The organism is Kurthia gibsonii, assembly GCF_006539985.1.
Classification (GTDB): domain Bacteria; phylum Bacillota; class Bacilli; order Bacillales_A; family Planococcaceae; genus Kurthia; species Kurthia gibsonii.
This window is the reverse complement of the sequence record NZ_BJOB01000027.1, coordinates 16,206-33,902: the sequence shown is the minus strand read 5'-3', so window position 1 is coordinate 33,902 and position 17,697 is coordinate 16,206. Positions and strand designations below refer to the sequence as shown.

The following is a 17,697-nucleotide window of genomic DNA, read 5'->3' as shown; positions in this document are numbered from 1 at the left end:
AAAGAAGTACAACCCCTTTCCTCCTTTTATTGGCGTTCGCAACAAAAAAGAAGTACAACCCCTTTCCTCCTTTTATTGGCGTTCGCAACAAAAAACTGGAACCGCACCACAGCGCGATTCCAGTTTTTCTTATGCTCATATGAGATGATGTCTTTTATAGCGTATTATTTTTTCTTCTTCACTTTACGACCTAAGCCCATCGCTGCTTCCATACGATCAATTGTTGCTGAAGCAATCGCATTTGCTTTATCGCGACCTTCATCTAAGATGCGGTCTAATTCAGGTGAATCGATTAATTCTTTATAGCGCGTTTGAATTGGTGCTAAATGATTGATTACAGCCTCTGCAACACCTGCTTTAAAGTCACCATATCCTTTACCTTCATACTTCGCTACAACTTCATCAACTGTTTTACCTGTAAGTGATGATTCAATAATGAGTAAGTTTGATACGCCTGGTTTGTTTTCAACATCAAAACGTACAACACCTTCTGAATCCGTCACAGCCGATTTGATTTTCTTCTCGATTTGTTTTGGCTCATCTAAAATACGAATGGTTGCTTTTGCATTCGCATCTGATTTACTCATCTTCTTCGTAGGGTCTTGTAGGGATTTAATGCGCGCACCGTTCTTCGGTAATTGAATATCTGGTACAACGAATGTTTTACCAAAACGTTTATTGAAGCGCTCTGCTAAATCGCGTGTTAATTCGATATGTTGTTTTTGGTCATCACCTACAGGAACTAGGTGTGTATTATATAGAAGAATGTCACCAGCCATTAGCGGTGGATATGTTAAAAGACCAGCCGATACCGATACATTTTCTTTTGATGATTTATCTTTAAATTGTGTCATGCGCTCTAATTCACCAATTGAAGCGATACATTGTAACATCCATCCAGCTTGTGCATGTGCTGGTACTTCAGATTGAATGAATAGAGTTGATTTGTTTGGGTCAATTCCAGCTGCTAAGTAAGTCGCTGCAAGTTTACGGATATTTTCATGCAACTCTTTTGGATCTTGTGGCATTGTAATCGCATGTTGATCAACGATACAGAAGATGCTATCATATTCATCTTGTACCTCTACGAATTGACGAAATGCACCGATATAGTTTCCGAGTGTAATGACGCCTGTTGGCTGAACGCCTGAAAAAATTCTTTTTTTCATTTTTTCTTCCTCCTTCAAATAAAAAAACATCATGCCTCCCTAAAAATAGGGACGAATGATGTTTTGAATCCGCGGTACCACCCAAGCTTGTCATAAAAATATGACCACTCCACCTCGTAACGTGAGGTAATGCGAGCTAAGCTACTTTTTGTCTGTTCACAAAGCTGGCTCCGAAGTCCATTCGACCAAGTGTATCATCTGTTCTCACCAACCACAGATTCTCTGAATATACAAAACTTGATATACTACTCTTCATCTTCGCCTACTATTTCATTGGTTTGATTATATGATAAACATTCTGTAAATGCAAGCGTGTCAAGGGGTGAACGTATTTTCGGTTTTTATTTTCAGTCGTTGTATGCTAAATGAGAAAAAAGATTTTGAAAACTAGGTTTATGTCTATGGAATAAGGGAATAAATATATGTAGTGAAAACTAGATATAGACAAAAAAGTGTTAGTAGATACAATATGTACGTATTGTAAAATTTTTAAAAAACTATATTCAAACGAATGATTGTATTGTATAATAAGTTTATACTTCTTTATTAGATTTATTCTAATTTAAAAATAACAATTGTTTAGCTCTATACATTTGAAAGGATGTGCTAGATATGATGGTAACACTATTTACATCTCCGAGCTGTACTTCTTGTCGTAAGGCAAAGGCTTGGTTAGAGGAACATGATATTGCATATAAAGAACGTAATATTTTTGCGGAACCACTAACAATCTCTGAAATCAAAGAAATTTTACGTATGACAGAAGATGGGACAGATGAAATCATCTCGACACGTTCTAAAACTTTCCAAAAATTAAAAGTGGATGTAGAAACACTACCTCTACAAAAGTTATATGAATTAATTCAAGATAACCCAGGTTTATTACGTCGTCCGATTATTTTAGATGAAAAGCGCTTGCAAGTAGGTTATAACGAAGATGAAATTCGTCGTTTCTTACCACGTAAAGTACGTGCTTATCAACTTCAAGAAGCACAGCGCATGGTAAATTAGCAAACTAGCGTACAATGAATACATTGTACGCTAGTTTTTTTATGTTAAAGTGCGTCATTTTAGAAAGACGTACTAAAATATAAAAATCAAGTCAAAACGATTGCATTTCATGTGAGACTTTTCTACAATTCATATACAATAGCTAATAGAATCTTTTTCTTTTCTTTTTTTCTGTTGAACACTTACAATAGAAGTAGTAGAGTTAGTTATTCACGTAAGCAATTTGCAGTAAGTCGTAACTAACTGAAGGGAGTTGTTTAGTATGGATATAGAACGCATTAATGACAATACTCTAAAACTTGTGATTTCATATAAAGATATAGAAGAACGTGGCTTTACAAAAGATGAAATTTGGTTTAATCGAGATAAAGGCGAAGAACTATTCTGGGTCATGATGGATGAAATTGACGATGATCAATTTGAAGTGAACGGTCCACTCTGGATTCAAGTAGTCGCGAAAGAAGTCGGTCTTGAATTAACAGTGACAGTTGTAAATGCACCACATGAATTATTTAATGAAGGTATGTTAGATGTACAAAACAAGGGAAGTCAGTTTGCAAATATGTTTGAATCCGATCCATTCACAACCAATGCACAAGATTTTGAAACAGATACCTTCCAATTGTTAGAGGACGCTGTTTTTGAATTAGAAAGCTTTGATGATTTGATTCCGCTAGCAAAATCAATGCCAAGTGGTTTTGATGAAGTGAATGAGTTATATGTATATGAAGGTCGATATTACTTGTACATTGACTTCACACGAGTGGTAGATGTTGAATTACAACAAGATTTCCTAAGTCCGATTTTAGAGTATGCAAAACTTTCAAATCAGACAATTCACGTACTACGTGAATACGGAAAAGCGATTATGGAAGGCGATTGTTTCGCCATTACACGCGAACATTTTTAAAAATAAATAAAATTAGAGAGCTTCATCATTTTATATGGTGAAGTTCTTTTTTTGCGTTAGATTTAGTCTATTGTTTTTTAAAAATCACCCTTTTTTAACAGTTGAGTAAGAGGAATATTTCTTTTATAGTGAGTAAAATCACAATAAGGGGGTCATGTATTGCTGAGTGCATTAACGGAAAAACAGGAGATGGTTTATTTAACGCATGAATTATCAAAAGAGCGTTTGCTTGAAATACGTCAAACACAACATTTTTATTGTCCAGCGTGTCATGAACAATTGATTTTAAAAATTGGGCAAGTCATGATTCCTCATTTTGCACATCGAAAAAATGAACATTGTCAGGTTTTTTCAGAAGGAGAATCGTCACTTCATTTACAGGGGAAGTATGCATTATATCATTGGTTACAGTTTCAACATATTCTGGTATTAGTGGAACCTTATCTAAAAGCGATTCAGCAACGCCCGGATTTATTAATTCAACAACAAGATAAATACATAGCTGTTGAATTTCAATGTAGTGCTTTAACACCCAAACGTCTTACAAAAAGGAATAAAGGTTATCAACAACTAGGAATTGAACCGCTCTGGATTGTCAAAGCGAAGCCATCTTTTTATGAAGGGGTTCAGTGTGTTCAATTAGCTCCTTTTTACCAACAGTTTATATTAAATCGACAGCTTCTTACATTTGATGTTGAAAGAGAACAGTTTCAAATGTATGACCATCTGATTCATATCGCAGGTCGTCGCTATCTCGCCACAGCGAAAAGAACACCCATACACCATCAACCTTTTCCGCTGGAGTTAGTGATTCCGTTTGAACAAGAAAAAATAGCAGAACAGTGGTTGCAAGAACGTGAGCGATATTTAGTAAATCGCTTACGGTTTAACCGTCGTGGTATTCAAGATTCCTTTTTTAAGCTATGTTACGAGCATAAAATTATGTTGCAAGCACTGCCGAATTGGATTGGTATCCCAAGTAGCGTCCAATTATCTGTTCATCCTGTTGAATGGCAATTAGCACTGATTTGCTTCATCCGCTCAGGAGTGACACAAGATTTATCATCGCAATTGTATCATCATAATCGTACATGGCATATTCCTGAACGAGCAATTAGGACGTATATTGACTTCGTTCAACGTGAAAATCCTAACTTATCATGGCAAGATTTAGAAATTAGTTCGATTTCCGAAGAAATTTATCACCAATATGTTGCATTAAAGTTTGATAATTGAGAAAATAGAAAAGAACAAATAAACTAATTATAAAGTAGGGGGTTACGCAGATGACAGAAGTGAAAAAAATGCCATTACGTCATGAAGTACCAGAAGAATTAACATGGCGTTTAGAGGATATTTTTGCGACAGTAGAAGATTGGAATACGGAATATGCAGAGGTAGAAAACTTATTAAAACAAGCACCTGCATTTCAAGGTACATTAAAAGACGGTGCTGAAGCAATGTTAGCTGTTCTTCAATATCGTGATGAAGTATATACACGTTTAGGTAAATTAAATGCGTACTCGCATATGCGTGCAGATCAAGATACAACAAATAGTGAATTCCAAGCGCTAGATAGTCGCTGTAGCTCATTAGTAGCGAAAGCAGTAACAGCACTTTCATTCTTAACACCAGAAATTCTTTCATTATCAGAAGAACAAATCGCAGACTACTTAGCGAATAACGAAGCATTACGCTTATATAAACAAGAGTTAGACGAAATTAATGAACAGCGTGCACATGTCTTACCAGCAGAGCAAGAAGCGATTTTAGCGCAAATGGGTGAAGTGACACAATCATCTTCTAATACATTCGGTATGTTAAATAATGCTGATTTAGAGTTCCCAGTCATTAAAGATGAGAATGGTCATGATGTGCAGTTAACACATGGTAACTATGTACACTTTTTAGAGAGTGCGGATCGTTCTGTACGTGAAGCAGGATTTAAGGCGATGTACGAGACATTCGGTAAATTCAAAAATACATTCGCTTCAACACTTGCAGGGAATGTCAAAGCGCATACGGTATCTGCTCGTATCCGTAAATACGATTCAGCTCGTCAAGCAGCTATGTCGAATAATCATATTCCAGAAAAAGTATACGATCAACTAATCGAGACGGTACATAAAAATATTCATTTAATGCACCGTTATTTAAAATTACGTAAAGAAGTACTTGGTGTCGATGAACTGCATATGTGGGACGTTTATACACCACTTGTAAAAGAGACAAAGATGGAGATGCCATACGAAAAAGCAACAGAGTATATGTTAAACAGCTTTGAAGCAATGGGCGATGAATATGTAGGGATTGTTAAAGAAGCACTTGAGAATCGCTGGGTAGACGTTGTAGAGAACAAAGGGAAGCGTAGTGGAGCTTATTCTTCAGGTTCATATGGAACGAATCCGTATATTTTAATGAACTGGCAAAATAATTTAGATAATTTATATACGTTAGTGCATGAATTTGGTCACTCTGTTCATAGTTACTACACACGTAACAACCAACCAGCTGTGTATGGGGATTATTCAATCTTCGTGGCAGAAGTTGCTTCCACGTGTAATGAAGAGTTATTAACAGATTATTTACTGAAAAACGTAGAAGATGAGAAATTAAAGATCTATATTTTAAATCACTGGTTAGATTCATTCCGCGGCACAATCATTCGTCAAACGATGTTTGCAGAGTTTGAACACTTAATTCATGAGATGGACCGTAACGGTGAACCACTAACAGCAGATGCGCTATCTGAAAAATATCATAAACTGAATAAATTCTACTTCGGTGAAGATATGATTAGCGATGAGGAGATTGCATTAGAGTGGGCACGTATCCCTCACTTCTACTACAATTATTATGTATATCAATATGCGACTGGTAAATCGGCCGCGATTGCATTAAGTACACAAATTCTAAATGAAGGTCAACCAGCAGTTGAGCGTTATACAAACAACTTCTTAAAAGCGGGTTGCTCAGATACACCAATTAACGTATTACGCGCAGCAGGTGTAGATATGGAATCTGCTGACCCAATTCAATTAGCCTTCAATCAATTCGAACGTAACTTAGAAAAATTAGAAGCATTACTTTTAGAAAAATAATGTCTGATCAGTTGGTTTCACAATAAAGTGGAACCAACTTTTTTGATATGTATTCAAAAAACAAAGAAGTTTGAATAATACAGTCTTAAAAATACATAGACACAGAAGAAGAAAGTAGAATGAAATATACTCTAAATAGAACATGCTAAATTTTTATCTAAAAGGAAACGAAGATATGATAAATTTCATAGAAAATAAAAATACTTATTTTGGTATTTATGAAATAAAAAAGAATTTTATTTTGTCGGATTTTATCGGTTTTTACAAGTGTAATTTTGGTATCGCTTTCAATGTGTCTAAAATGTGAAAATAAAATAAAACCATTGCTATATAAGGATATAAGTGATAAAGTAACTAGTGTGAAATAAATCACAAACAAACATACACCCCTTTGTTTGAACGTGAACATTTCTCCCATCCCCTTTGTGAAAATGAGCGCTCTCGTAGAGTCGCTCATTTTATTTTTTTTGTAATTTTTATAGATGACAAAAATTCCCTAAAGGAAATTTCATTTATTTATTAATAACAAATACAGATAATAAAACATTTAATCAATCACTTAATTAGATGCGTTGTTATCTGTATTATTTTTTTTAGAAAAATAAAATAGTACAGAATTGAGTGGAGTAATACAGTTTTATATAGATGCGAACGATAAGTATAGATATGAAAATAAAAAACGTCCAAATCTTAACGGTAATCATTTGAAAACGTTTTATAAATTAATATATTCGTTTTTGAAGAATAGAAACTGTTATGAAACACATGGCTAAAAAGAATATTTACCTTAATCTACTAAAATAGAGCGAAAATAAAAAGTGTTCATAGGAGCGTTCCTTTTTATCAACATGAATATTTTTGACAAACAAAAAAGAACTTTGACATTTTGATACGTCAAAGTTCTTTTTATGATGATTAGTATGCAGTTTTTAAGCGGAATAGCGAATGATGTTTACAATGAATGCGTTCAATCTTTTGTTGAAGTAATCGTTTTTTTAATTCACGATCAGCTGCATTTTCTGAAATGTCATAAAAACTTGCCACTTCTTCAGCCGATAATACGTGGAATTTTTTAAATAATTCTTCTAATGGTGGTGGTGGTGCTTGCACTAGTTCTTCTTCGAGTAATTCCGATAAAATTTGTTCGTAAATTTCATAAGAATAGGTTCCAGAAACTTTTAGTCCTTCATCTTCAATATTGCCATTGAAAAATACAAAGCTTGGTACTTCCTGTACATCCATCTCATGTGTAATACATAAATCACTTTGGAATGAACGCGCTGCTTCTAGCGAGCGGAAGTCTGCTTCAAATTCTTCAACATCTAATGAAACGGCTTTAGCAATTTCCGTTAAGGTATTGCATGAACGAATATTTTTTTCTTCCGTAATCTGATATTCAAAGAGTTTCATTAAAAAACGGTGCCCTACTTTTTTACCTTGCAATTCAGCTGCTTTTACAGCAATTGAAGGTAATACAGGATGTGATAAATCAACAAGTTCTTCGTGGCTTGTGCAGTTATTAATACGATGACAAGCAACATTTAATGAAGACAGCTCAGTACTTAAAATAAAACGAATTGAAAAGTAATGACCGTAGTTTACTTGTAATTTACGAATAATCGCATGTAAGTCTCTGCTTTTCGACTGAAGTAAATCAATAAATACATATAACTCGATTGGCTTACTGTAGGATGCCGGTGGTGAGACAGGGTCCGTCACTAATTGTAAATGAGTCACTCCTCCATTACCTCCTCATCTTCATCAGGTGCATTAATCATATGGTGGGCTGTTAAAACAAGGCGTTTATAATAAACTTCTCTAAATTTACCCTCTAAACCTACTTCGTCCATTGCTTCAGACATACACTCTAACCACGCTTGAGCGCGTGCAGGTGTGATTTTGAACGGCATATGGCGTGCTTTTAACATGGGATGTCCATGTTCTTCAGTATATATATTTGGGCCACCTAAATATTGTGTTTGGAATTGTATTTGTTTGCGAGTAGTCTCGGTAAAATCATCTGGAAAAATTGGTTTTAAAATTGGATTTTGCGCAACTTTAGCATAAAAAATATGCAACATCTTATCTAAAGTCTCCGCTCCAATCTCCTCGTAAGGAATAATCGGTCTTTGAATCATGAATCATACTCCTTTACTTGAACTGTATATCTATCATATCAACTGACTTCAAATTTCTCAAACAAATGGTTTCTGAAATATGAAAAAAGGGAAGTGGTTTCGTTAGAACTATGTGAAAAAAGAACGAAAAAGATATACTTTTCAGTCATTAATACTCTTTTAATAGAATGTAAAATAGTATTTTGTGACTAATGTAATAAGATGAATTTGATGTTGGTCCCGGTAATAAGACAAAGTATGTAAAAAGAAAAAATGTGTTTGAAAAAACAATACTTACATAGTATAAAACAAATAGATCATAAGTAAATAAAGTATTTTGTAGAGATAAAAGGTCATTCATATTAAAAGAGACAAGCCATTTTTGGCATGCCTCTTAATTTGTTTCAATGCAATATGATGCTTGGTAGCTATTCATCACTTTTTTTACATAATTCTGAGTTTCGTTAAATGGTGGGATGCCCTTATACTTCATGACATTTCCAGGTCCTGCGTTATATGCGGCAAGCATCATTTTATAATCGCCACCGAATTTATCGAGCATCATGCGTAAATATTTCGTACCGCCCATGATATTTTGCTCAGGGTTATAAACATCCGTTACACCTACATGAGCTGCAGTTGCAGGCATTAACTGCATTAAACCAGCTGCACCAGCGTAACTTTTAATAGTCGGATTAAAGTCTGATTCTTGTTTAATAACTGCTTTAATCATCTTTTCAGGAATGCCATAAGTTTCAGAAGCTTTCTTGATGATGGCATCATACTTCGTCTTAGGTGAGTTACTTGATGTTGGTGCGATTGTATCGGTTTTCGCTGCATTCGTTTGATAAGTATTTACATATTGTTGATACATATTAGCAGGATTCGTTCCCACATTATTTGATACGCCTGATGTACCACCAAGTAAATTAGACGCAAGTGAAGCGCTCAGTGAACTAATTAACATCGCTGCCATAGCTGATGTGTTATTTTGACTTAATGAATTCAACCCATTTGTTAAGCCAAGTGATTGCGTTAAGTTAGGTGTCGCCGAACTATTCTGTGTTTGACCGCTTAAAGCTTGATTAAATAATGATTGGAAAGAAGCATCTCCTGTAGCAGGTGAAGAACTTGAATTTTCTTGATTACCAGATGTCATTTGAGAAAGTGCTTGTAATTGAACCATTTGCTGTAAAGCAGATATATCCATGTGACCTTACTCCTTTTTATTTTGAATAGCTTGCATGAATCGTGCAAGCTTCTTTTTTGCTGGGCGAACTGGAACGTGAAGTGATTGTAATAGTTCTTGGAATATGAATCGACCACTTACTTCGTCCTGTACTTCATATTCTAACTCGTAGTCCTCTTGGTCGGCATACTGTGAATAATCAAATACTAATAAACCGCCTTTATATTTTATTTCGGCACGATTCGTTGAAAGTGTACCAATTTTTTGTAGTTCTTTGCTGTCAATATGTAGAGATTGTAGCCTGTTTTTTACGTCACCTTCAGGGAAATCTTGAGTTCCTTGTAAAATGGCCTCTGCTTCATCTAATGTGAGAGAATCAGTCGTTTCAGTTAGTGCGATACCATTCGTTGGTTCTTTTAATGTTACTTCATTTTTCGTCGGTGTTTGACGAATGCGAAGTCCGGATTTTAAGTGGCGAAGTGCTTGCTCTTTTGTATCAAAATAATGATTGTGTTGTAAGTGAAAAGCTTCTGGTTCTACATGGAAATGTGCGATTAATTGTTCAAATTCAGATGGTGTAAGTAAATTTTTAAATTCAATTTCTAATTCTTGCGACATAGTGGAATCATCCTTTCAAATCAGTTGTCTACGAAAAACGGAATGTTACTGTAATAATACTACTGTCTTATGATAAAATATACGAGAGATAATCGGAAGGGAAGATGACAGTGAGAAAAACGTATTTAATTCATGAAGGCTCAAATAATGAAGGAGCTATTCAGTTCACATTAACAACTGCCCCAGAAGGACAGTGGCAGCCAGCGAATCGCGTCATTACAGATTCAGATGAGATGGCTTTTATTTATGTCATTGATGAGAATGATGCATTTAGTTATTTCGTATTTCAACAATCTTCGTGGGATGCATTAGTCCAAATGATTCAACAAGAACAAGATCCAGCTGTTGTCATTGGAGAAGAAGCCATCACACTAACAGGAATGTTTGAAGAATTGCAAGCATTGTTATTTAATATAGAAGGAAATTCAAATTATGGAGAAGCTTTTGTCACAGCTGTTGAAGAAGCATTCTCAGCAATTTTAGCAGAAGCCTAAGACGTTAAGGGGGTCTTGTCATGGGACAATGGGATCGATTTTTGCAGCCCTATAAACAAGCCGTAGACGAATTAAAAATTAAACTAAAAGGCATTCGTACACAATTTCAAAAGACGAATCAAACGTCACCAATCGAGTTTGTGACAGGACGTGTGAAGCCACTCGCAAGTATTTACGATAAAACGTTAGAAAAAGGACTTGTTTTTGAGCCATCTACAAAATTAGCGCATGAACTACAAGATATCGCAGGTGTTCGCATCATGTGTCAGTTTGTCGATGATATTCATACGGTCATTGAGCTACTTCGCCAGCGAAACGATTTAAAGATTATAGAAGAAAAAGATTACATTACTAATGTAAAAACAAGTGGATATCGTTCTTACCATGTAATTATTGAATATCCTGTTGCAACAATTAAAGGCGAAATGAAAATTTTAGCTGAAATTCAAATTCGTACATTGGCGATGAACTTTTGGGCATCAATTGAGCATTCATTAAATTATAAATATAAAGGTGAATTTCCTGAGGAAATTATGAAGCGCTTGCAGTTTGCAGCAGAAGCAGCATTTCGTTTAGATGAAGAAATGTCGCTCATTCGAAATGAAATTCATGAAGCACAGCAATATTTTACAGAGTATAAAGAGTTAACGAAGCCGAACGTAGAATCTGATGAGGAGAAGGGGGATCAATCGTCATGATGAGATTCGCTATTCAATCTAGAAACGACCAAACATCAAACGAACTAGCAGAGCGAGCGATTACGCATTTAACTGATTTTGGTTTAGAATTAAATGAAGAAAAGCCGGATATTGTGTTATCAATTGGTGGAGATGGGACATTACTTCATGCATTCCATCGTTACACACATATGTTATCTGAAGTTGCTTTTGTAGGTATTCATACAGGTCATTTAGGTTTTTATGCAGATTGGCAACCAGAAGAATTAGAAAAGCTAGTCATTGCGATTTCGAAAAAGGAGTTTCGTGCGATTGAATATCCGCTTCTTGAAGTGACGATTAACTATCAAAATTCAGACGAGAATTTTACATACCTTGCGCTGAATGAATCGACGGTTAAATCACCTGAAGTCACACTTGTGATGGACGTCGAATTAAATGAGCGACGTTTCGAACGTTTCCGCGGAGATGGTCTTTGTGTATCAACGCCATCGGGTAGTACAGCGTATAACAAGGCGTTAGGCGGTGCCATTTTACACCCATCATTAGAAGGTTTCCAAATTACAGAGATGGCTTCCATTAACAATCGTGTATTCCGTACAGTTGGTTCATCGCTTATTTTACCGGCACATCATACATGTGTTTTAAAGCCCGTTCAGGCGGAAGACTTTATGGTAACGGTAGACCACGTACAATTACTACACAAAAATGTAAAATCAATACAATATCGTGTCGCAGAAGAAAAAGTACGTTTTGCTCGATTTAAAGCATTCCCATTCTGGCAACGTGTACATGATTCATTCATCGACAGCGATTTAAAGGATTAATATGACAGAACAACGATATTCGATTCAATTTCAAGCAACAAAAGAAGAGCTTCTACGCGAGGCTCTTTCTTCTTTTGGAATTTCTAAAAAAGGATTAACAGCGATTAAACATCGCGGTGGACAATTACTTGTCAATAACGAAGAAAAGACAGTGCGACATATGCTATCGGTAGGCGACCTCGTGACGATTTATTTTCCGTTAGAACAGCCGAGTGAACATATTCAACCGAGTTCAAAGTCACTCGATATTGTGTATGAAGATGCAGAAATTATCGTCTTAAATAAGCCAGAGGGACTTGCGACCATCCCTTCTTATTTACATCAGGAGGATAGTGTCGCAAGTCGTTTAGTGCATTATTTTCAGAAGAAGAACATTGCGTCAACAGTACATATTGTAAACCGTTTAGACCGTGATACTTCAGGATTAATGTGTGTTGCAAAGCATAGCTACATTCATTACATTCTATCTGAACGTCAAAAAAAGCATGAGATTCATCGTGAATATGAAGCGATTGTGGAAGGACATGTCGAGCAAAATCAGGCCGAAATTATTGCACCGATTGCTCGAAAAGAGGCGAGTATGGTGGAACGTACAGTTTCAGAGCATGGTCAATACGCACATACGGCCTATACTGTTCTAAAACGATTCACAAAAGAGGGACAGCCAATGACGCACGTTCGATTAAAACTTTATACAGGACGTACACATCAAATTCGTGTCCATATGGCATCGATCGGTCATCCACTTGTTGGGGATGAATTATATGGTGGAAGCACAGTCTTTTTATCGCGTCAGGCGCTGCATTGTGTCTATGTATCACTTGCGCATCCGGTTACGAACGAGCCGATTATATTTGAAGCTGCATTACCAGCTGAAATTGCTCAACTAAAAGGAGAGTAAATGATGAAAAAGAAAATAAGTTTACTAATTGTTAGTTTATGTCTTGTTGGTGTTGCTTTCTTCATCGCACAAAACAAGACAGCTGCTGAATCTGAAAAGAATAGCTATGAACCAGAATCCAAAGGTGACTTAATCTTTTCGATTTTGAAGTAACCAAAGAGAAGCAGAGGAATTTTCTCCGCATCTCTTTTTTTATTGATTTTTAACAGAACCGTAAGCTGTTTTGGCTTCAAATAATAAGTGAATAAAGCTTTCAAAATAAGGTACAAATTGTTCTGTTCGTAGCAATTGTAATACTTCCTCTTTTGTCGCAAAATGCGCTTCTTGTACTTCATCTTCTTGTAGTTGTAATGTATGAACATCTACAGATGATTCAATAATATAGTAATCATCAAAACCACGTGTGAAGTTCATCGTTAATTGAGGACGTATCTCTGAAAAATCATACATAATACCAAGCTCCTCATACAATTCACGCGCTGCTGCTTGTTGACTTGTTTCGCCTACAAGTGCTGCGCCACCGCAACTTACATCATACAAATTAGGCCAACTATTCTTAGTTTTATGTCGTTGTTGAATAAGTAATTCACCACGTTCGTTAAAAATACAGACATGAATGACTATGTGTAAATCTTCCGGTGGAAGTGGGTCACCGCGTCTTACTTGTCGGTGCTGCTTTATACGATCTCGATTATAAATATCAAAAAATTCTTCCATGATGTGCCACCTCTCGTATTCGCACTTCTATTTTGAAATGATTACAATAATGAAAAGGGTATAATATGTAGTATAGAGGTTTCACGGTAATTTTCATAAGAAAAGGAGTTGGCATATATGGGGAATCCATTCCAGTGGGAACATGACAAAGCAATGCAATACAACGAAACAATTCGAAAACGTATTTTAAACTATGCATCGATTTTTGAAGTGATGCAAGATATTGTTGTAACCGATTGCCGAGAAGTTCATTCCGTCGCTATTGTAGGTGCTGGTGGAGGACAGGAACTGAGTACACTCATTGATGTTTTACCGAAAGCACGTTATTTCGCAATTGATCCATCAGAAAAAATGTTTGAACTTGCGAAATATCGTCTAATACAAGAAGGGAAAGAAGCAGATATTCAGCACATTGCAAAACCTTTCCATGAAGTAGAGGTGGATGCAGTCGATCTTATCACCTGTCATCTCGTTCTCCATTTTTTACAGACAGACGATGAAAAACGCCAATTGATTCAAGCGATTTCCGCGCGTTTAAAAGTAGGGGGTACACTCTTCTTATCGAGTATAAATGGGAAGATTGGTCGTGCAGATTTTGAACAACAACTTGATGTTTGGCGTGTAGGCATGTTACGAAAAGGCGCAACGGAGAAAGAGTGGGAGAAGTTTCGTGCGTCAATTGGCGAGCAGTTAGTGCCTATTACAGATGAAGAAGTTGTAGCCTTACTCCAGCAGTACGGCTTATCACTCCTTTATCATTATGAAAAAACACATGTTATCACTGCTTCTTACTATGTAAAAATTCGATAACCATTTGAGTGAAAAATCTTATTTTATTGTGAACATAAAGTAAAGGTTCTTTTTTTATTGGCTTAACAGTTGAGAAGTAGTAGAGAGCAGTGATAGTATAGATAGTTGTGGATGTTTGAAAAAAAGGTTCACATTTTCTATTTAAAGCACTATTATTAGTAAGTGATTTAAAAAAGTCATATTTATGAAGATTGGTTCTGATACATTTAGACTTCCTCGAAATCTAAATGTCTCTTCATAAACAAATAACAAGAGCCCTAGAGGAGGGGACATGCATGATGGACGAAAAAATGGAAAAAGATGAAGTGCAATACGATGAAGAACATTTACGTGACTTGTTGCAAACAGGTGAGACGGATGCTTTTCGTGAGGAATATTTAGCGCTGCATCCATATGATCAGGCACAGTTTTATGAGAAGGTGGGCCCAGATATACGGCAGATTATCTATCAATACTTGTCCCCGAAAGAGATGTCAACGGTGTTCGAGGCTTTAGAGTTAGATGATGAAAACTACTTACCTTTCATTGATGAGATGGAAAGTACGTATGCAGCTCAGATGATTTCAGAGATGTATACGGATGACGCGGTAGACGTATTAAATGAACTAGGACAAGATCGTGTTAGCCATTTCTTAAAAATAATGGACCAAAAATCAGCGGAAGACATTCGCGATTTATTATACTACGAAAAACATACAGCAGGTTCGATTATGACGACGGAATATGTAAGTATTCCAGCGAATTCAACAGTTCGCTCTGCGATGAATATTTTGCGTAATGCAGCACCAGATGCCGAAACCATCTACTATATTTACGTTGTGGATGATGCTAATCATTTAGTAGGCGTTATTTCTTTAAGAGATTTAATTATTGCAGCAGAAGATACACTCATTCACGATATTATGAATGAGCGTGTCGTAAGTGTGAACGTAACGGATGACCAAGAAGATGTTGCACAAGTAATGAAAGACTATAACTTCTTAGCAGTTCCCGTTATTAATTCACAAGGTGAAATGCTTGGAATTATTACAGTCGATGATATTATCGACGTTATCGATGAAGAGGCGAGTGAAGACTACTCAAAACTAGCCGGTGTTTCGGATATGGATACATTCGATACGAATCCATTCCAAGCGGCTAAAAAGCGTTTACCATGGCTTGTTATTTTACTATTATTAGGTATGTTAACAGCGAATTTAATTGATTTATTTACTGTCACATTAGAAAAAGTTGCGTTACTTGCGGCATTTATTCCACTAATCGGTGGAACATCTGGGAATAGTGGTACACAAGCATTAGCGGTGGCTGTACGCGGTATTGCGACAGGTGATGTAGAAGAAGAAAGTAAGATGAAGTTATTAGTGCGTGAAGGTTTAACAGGTGTCATTATGGGAATTGTTTGTGGGATTGTAGCCTTTTTAATCGTTTATTTATGGCAAAGTGAAGCGCTACTTGGTTTATTAGTTGCAACAGCGATTGCTTGTTCAATCTTCGTCGCAACAGTAGCAGGTTCGATTATTCCGTTATTAATGCATCGTTTAAAAATTGACCCAGCAGTAGCTTCTGGTCCATTTATTACAACATTAAATGATATTACATCCATCTTAATTTATTTAGGTATTGCGACTGTATTTATCGATAGATTAATGTAATCAACAAAGTGGAGAGTCGCAATAGCTTGCGATTCTTCACTTTTTTATATTAAAGGTTGAAAACACAAAAAATTTAATTCTTCATGTGTTAAAAATATAATAACCGGGTATTAGTTTGTAAGAAGGAGGAGATAGGTATGGGCTATATTCTACCAATTACACCGTATCAGTCTACACAATATGCGAACATTCAAAGAGCTAGTTTGTCAGAACCTTATGGACAAATTATGGCTGTAGAGATAGTTCGAAAGCAAACCCGTTCTGAAAAAAGTCGTGAGCGAACTATGGCTCGTATTTTTGAAGAGACGGAAAGAGAGACGGAACGTGAACATGATGTATTACCATTTCCGCCTATGAAACCTGTGCTTATTAAAAAAACTGAAGGAAAAACAATTGCTGAAATTACAGGGAAGGGACACATTGTGAGTACCTATGCTTAATATAAATGAATATGCGAAAAAATAAGCATGCCGTGGACACTGAAAAATGTACATGACATGCTTATTAGTTTTATAAACGTTTTTCCATTGCGCGATATGGAATACCACCATCAATAAATTCAGGTGATGTCACATGATAGTCCATTTTTTCATAGAAAGGAACTGCATGTGTCTGTGCGAAGATTTTAATCGTTTGGATATGGACTGACTCTGGAAGTTGTGTGACGTAACCTTCTAATTTTTGCATCATACGTACACCCACTTGTTGTCTTCTAAAAGCAGGTAATACGCAAATACGATCGACTTTTGCGATTGACGAATCAATCAGACGGACGCGACCAGCAGCAATCGGTTGTCCTTCGTGGTAGGCAACAATGTGCTGAGATTCATCATCATATTCATCGCGTTCTAAAGGAAGAGGGATTCCTTGCTCTTTTACAAATACTTCTTGTCGAACAAAGAACGCATCTTCCAATTCTTTAGCTGTATGAACCAGTGTAACAGTAATATTTGTTACCATGAATTAACCCTTTTGTAGACGGAATGTTTCGTACACAGTCCAAGAGCCATTTTCAAGTTGATAAAGTAAGTGGATGCGATCAATTTCTTCAGAAAAGTTGATTTGTGTCATACGTAATTGTCCATAAATATCTTCTAATTCATCTGCTGTAATGCCTTGTGCTAACGTAATATGAGGTACATATTGATACTGTGCAGGTCCACCGAATTCTTCAACATGTAGTGCTTTGTTTAAATCATAAAGTGCTTCATCTGCATCTACTTTTAAATAGATGACATTATTAATCGGTTTAAACGTACCCACTTTTGGAATGGATATATGAAATGCCTTTGCATTTTTTGTTACATCAAATAAACGATTCGCTACTTCTTTTAGGCCTACTTCATCCGTCTCTACTTCCCCACGAAGCGTAATGTGAGGTGGAATTTGAGCGTAGTGTGAATCGTAACGCATGCGATAACCATTTGCAAAATCTTGAACTTCCTTAGAAGGAAAAGCAACAATACCATATTTCATAATAACTACCTCCATTAACATATTTATA

Annotated in this window: 20 protein-coding genes and 1 other annotated feature; of the genes, 12 read left to right on the top strand and 8 right to left on the bottom strand. The window is 36.1% G+C overall.

All coding sequences use genetic code 11. From position 1 onward, the window contains the following. Positions 1-164: 164 nt before the first annotated feature. Positions 165-1,169, bottom strand: coding sequence for a tryptophan--tRNA ligase (gene trpS, locus KGI01_RS09210; protein ID WP_141274448.1), 1,005 nt, complete (start codon positions 1,167-1,169; stop codon positions 165-167). A gap of 44 nt (positions 1,170-1,213) precedes the next feature. Then, positions 1,214-1,437 (bottom strand) — a binding site (T-box leader). A gap of 347 nt (positions 1,438-1,784) precedes the next feature. Between trpS and spxA the strand changes: the two genes are divergently transcribed. From spxA to pepF, 4 genes are all read left to right on the top strand, one after another. Next, positions 1,785-2,180, top strand: a complete 396-nt coding sequence (spxA, locus tag KGI01_RS09205; protein ID WP_068457536.1) for a transcriptional regulator SpxA — start codon at positions 1,785-1,787, stop codon at positions 2,178-2,180. 262 nt (positions 2,181-2,442) lie between these two features. After that, on the top strand, positions 2,443-3,090 hold the full coding sequence (locus tag KGI01_RS09200; RefSeq protein WP_141274447.1) for an adaptor protein MecA: 648 nt from the start codon (positions 2,443-2,445) through the stop codon (positions 3,088-3,090). A gap of 159 nt (positions 3,091-3,249) precedes the next feature. Next, entirely contained in the window at positions 3,250-4,326 is a 1,077-nt protein-coding gene (locus tag KGI01_RS09195; RefSeq protein ID WP_141274446.1) for a competence protein CoiA, read from the top strand. Between the two features lie 50 nt (positions 4,327-4,376). Further along, positions 4,377-6,191 carry an oligoendopeptidase F gene (gene pepF / locus KGI01_RS09190; protein ID WP_141274445.1) on the top strand — a complete coding sequence of 605 codons (1,815 nt, stop codon included), beginning with the start codon at positions 4,377-4,379 and terminating at the stop codon, positions 6,189-6,191. A gap of 915 nt (positions 6,192-7,106) precedes the next feature. On the opposite strand, the gene KGI01_RS09185 is transcribed toward pepF, so the two are convergent. The 4 genes from KGI01_RS09185 to KGI01_RS09170 form a co-directional block, all read right to left on the bottom strand. Continuing rightward, the gene (locus KGI01_RS09185) at positions 7,107-7,928 is read right to left on the bottom strand and encodes a DsbA family protein (RefSeq protein WP_141274444.1); all 822 of its coding nucleotides are present in this window, start codon (positions 7,926-7,928) and stop codon (positions 7,107-7,109) included. After that, complete coding sequence (locus KGI01_RS09180; RefSeq protein WP_087682361.1) at positions 7,925-8,329, bottom strand: globin domain-containing protein; 405 nt, start codon at positions 8,327-8,329, stop codon at positions 7,925-7,927. The genes KGI01_RS09185 and KGI01_RS09180 overlap by 4 nt, the downstream gene beginning before the upstream one ends. 373 nt (positions 8,330-8,702) lie before the next feature. Beyond that, positions 8,703-9,518 carry a lytic transglycosylase domain-containing protein gene (locus KGI01_RS14165; protein WP_141274443.1) on the bottom strand — a complete coding sequence of 272 codons (816 nt, stop codon included), beginning with the start codon at positions 9,516-9,518 and terminating at the stop codon, positions 8,703-8,705. Positions 9,519-9,524: 6 nt separating this feature from the next. Then, the gene (locus KGI01_RS09170; protein WP_141274442.1) at positions 9,525-10,115 is read right to left on the bottom strand and encodes a CYTH domain-containing protein; all 591 of its coding nucleotides are present in this window, start codon (positions 10,113-10,115) and stop codon (positions 9,525-9,527) included. 104 nt (positions 10,116-10,219) lie between these two features. Between KGI01_RS09170 and KGI01_RS09165 the strand changes: the two genes are divergently transcribed. From KGI01_RS09165 to KGI01_RS13870, 5 genes are read left to right on the top strand one after another with little or no spacing between them, the layout of a single operon-like run. Further along, the gene (locus tag KGI01_RS09165; RefSeq protein ID WP_068455389.1) at positions 10,220-10,609 is read left to right on the top strand and encodes a UPF0738 family protein; all 390 of its coding nucleotides are present in this window, start codon (positions 10,220-10,222) and stop codon (positions 10,607-10,609) included. Between the two features lie 20 nt (positions 10,610-10,629). Further along, positions 10,630-11,307 (top strand): GTP diphosphokinase, encoded by a 678-nt coding sequence (locus tag KGI01_RS09160; protein WP_141274441.1) that lies wholly within the window; start codon positions 10,630-10,632, stop codon positions 11,305-11,307. Next, positions 11,307-12,113: an NAD kinase gene (locus KGI01_RS09155; protein WP_141274449.1), complete on the top strand. Its 807-nt coding sequence runs from the start codon at positions 11,307-11,309 to the stop codon at positions 12,111-12,113. Before KGI01_RS09160 ends, KGI01_RS09155 begins: the two co-directional genes overlap by 1 nt. Before the next feature lies 1 nt (position 12,114). Further along, positions 12,115-13,014 (top strand): RluA family pseudouridine synthase, encoded by a 900-nt coding sequence (locus KGI01_RS09150; RefSeq protein WP_141274440.1) that lies wholly within the window; start codon positions 12,115-12,117, stop codon positions 13,012-13,014. Positions 13,015-13,017: 3 nt separating this feature from the next. Beyond that, positions 13,018-13,167 (top strand): hypothetical protein, encoded by a 150-nt coding sequence (locus KGI01_RS13870; protein ID WP_170214767.1) that lies wholly within the window; start codon positions 13,018-13,020, stop codon positions 13,165-13,167. A gap of 39 nt (positions 13,168-13,206) precedes the next feature. Here the strand turns inward: KGI01_RS13870 and KGI01_RS09145 are convergent, their stop codons facing one another. Then, entirely contained in the window at positions 13,207-13,731 is a 525-nt protein-coding gene (locus KGI01_RS09145) for an NUDIX hydrolase (protein WP_141274439.1), read from the bottom strand. Positions 13,732-13,848: 117 nt separating this feature from the next. On the opposite strand from KGI01_RS09145, the gene KGI01_RS09140 reads away from it, so the two are divergent. The 3 genes from KGI01_RS09140 (at position 13,849) to KGI01_RS09130 (ending at position 16,633) form a co-directional block, all read left to right on the top strand. Beyond that, positions 13,849-14,541 (top strand): class I SAM-dependent methyltransferase, encoded by a 693-nt coding sequence (locus KGI01_RS09140; protein WP_141274438.1) that lies wholly within the window; start codon positions 13,849-13,851, stop codon positions 14,539-14,541. Positions 14,542-14,816: 275 nt separating this feature from the next. Continuing rightward, positions 14,817-16,193 carry a magnesium transporter gene (gene mgtE / locus KGI01_RS09135; RefSeq protein WP_141274437.1) on the top strand — a complete coding sequence of 459 codons (1,377 nt, stop codon included), beginning with the start codon at positions 14,817-14,819 and terminating at the stop codon, positions 16,191-16,193. 137 nt (positions 16,194-16,330) lie between these two features. After that, complete coding sequence (locus tag KGI01_RS09130; protein ID WP_141274436.1) at positions 16,331-16,633, top strand: hypothetical protein; 303 nt, start codon at positions 16,331-16,333, stop codon at positions 16,631-16,633. A gap of 70 nt (positions 16,634-16,703) precedes the next feature. Here the strand turns inward: KGI01_RS09130 and KGI01_RS09125 are convergent, their stop codons facing one another. Together KGI01_RS09125 and KGI01_RS09120 are read right to left on the bottom strand one after the other, a co-directional pair. After that, a complete protein-coding gene (locus KGI01_RS09125) occupies positions 16,704-17,153 on the bottom strand; it encodes a GNAT family N-acetyltransferase (RefSeq protein WP_141274435.1) in 450 nt (149 codons plus the stop codon). A gap of 3 nt (positions 17,154-17,156) precedes the next feature. After that, on the bottom strand, positions 17,157-17,669 hold the full coding sequence (locus KGI01_RS09120) for a 2'-5' RNA ligase family protein (protein ID WP_141274434.1): 513 nt from the start codon (positions 17,667-17,669) through the stop codon (positions 17,157-17,159). Positions 17,670-17,697 lie beyond the last annotated feature (28 nt).

Bases quoted from the DNA above. Each gene is read 5' to 3' on its own strand.
- KGI01_RS14165 (WP_141274443.1), bottom strand. From the start codon at position 9,518: ATGGATATATCTGCTTTACAGCAAATGGTTCAATTACAAGCACTTTCT.
- KGI01_RS09125 (WP_141274435.1), bottom strand. From the start codon at position 17,153: ATGGTAACAAATATTACTGTTACACTGGTTCATACAGCTAAAGAATTG.
- spxA (WP_068457536.1), top strand. From the start codon at position 1,785: ATGGTAACACTATTTACATCTCCGAGCTGTACTTCTTGTCGTAAGGCA.
- KGI01_RS09155 (WP_141274449.1), top strand. From the start codon at position 11,307: ATGAGATTCGCTATTCAATCTAGAAACGACCAAACATCAAACGAACTA.
- KGI01_RS09150 (WP_141274440.1), top strand. From the start codon at position 12,115: ATGACAGAACAACGATATTCGATTCAATTTCAAGCAACAAAAGAAGAG.
- pepF (WP_141274445.1), top strand. From the start codon at position 4,377: ATGACAGAAGTGAAAAAAATGCCATTACGTCATGAAGTACCAGAAGAA.
- KGI01_RS09170 (WP_141274442.1), bottom strand. From the start codon at position 10,115: ATGTCGCAAGAATTAGAAATTGAATTTAAAAATTTACTTACACCATCT.
- KGI01_RS09180 (WP_087682361.1), bottom strand. From the start codon at position 8,329: ATGATTCAAAGACCGATTATTCCTTACGAGGAGATTGGAGCGGAGACT.
- KGI01_RS09145 (WP_141274439.1), bottom strand. From the start codon at position 13,731: ATGGAAGAATTTTTTGATATTTATAATCGAGATCGTATAAAGCAGCAC.
- KGI01_RS09140 (WP_141274438.1), top strand. From the start codon at position 13,849: ATGGGGAATCCATTCCAGTGGGAACATGACAAAGCAATGCAATACAAC.
- KGI01_RS09130 (WP_141274436.1), top strand. From the start codon at position 16,331: ATGGGCTATATTCTACCAATTACACCGTATCAGTCTACACAATATGCG.
- KGI01_RS13870 (WP_170214767.1), top strand. From the start codon at position 13,018: ATGAAAAAGAAAATAAGTTTACTAATTGTTAGTTTATGTCTTGTTGGT.
- mgtE (WP_141274437.1), top strand. From the start codon at position 14,817: ATGATGGACGAAAAAATGGAAAAAGATGAAGTGCAATACGATGAAGAA.
- KGI01_RS09165 (WP_068455389.1), top strand. From the start codon at position 10,220: ATGACAGTGAGAAAAACGTATTTAATTCATGAAGGCTCAAATAATGAA.
- KGI01_RS09160 (WP_141274441.1), top strand. From the start codon at position 10,630: ATGGGACAATGGGATCGATTTTTGCAGCCCTATAAACAAGCCGTAGAC.
- trpS (WP_141274448.1), bottom strand. From the start codon at position 1,169: ATGAAAAAAAGAATTTTTTCAGGCGTTCAGCCAACAGGCGTCATTACA.
- KGI01_RS09120 (WP_141274434.1), bottom strand. From the start codon at position 17,669: ATGAAATATGGTATTGTTGCTTTTCCTTCTAAGGAAGTTCAAGATTTT.
- KGI01_RS09200 (WP_141274447.1), top strand. From the start codon at position 2,443: ATGGATATAGAACGCATTAATGACAATACTCTAAAACTTGTGATTTCA.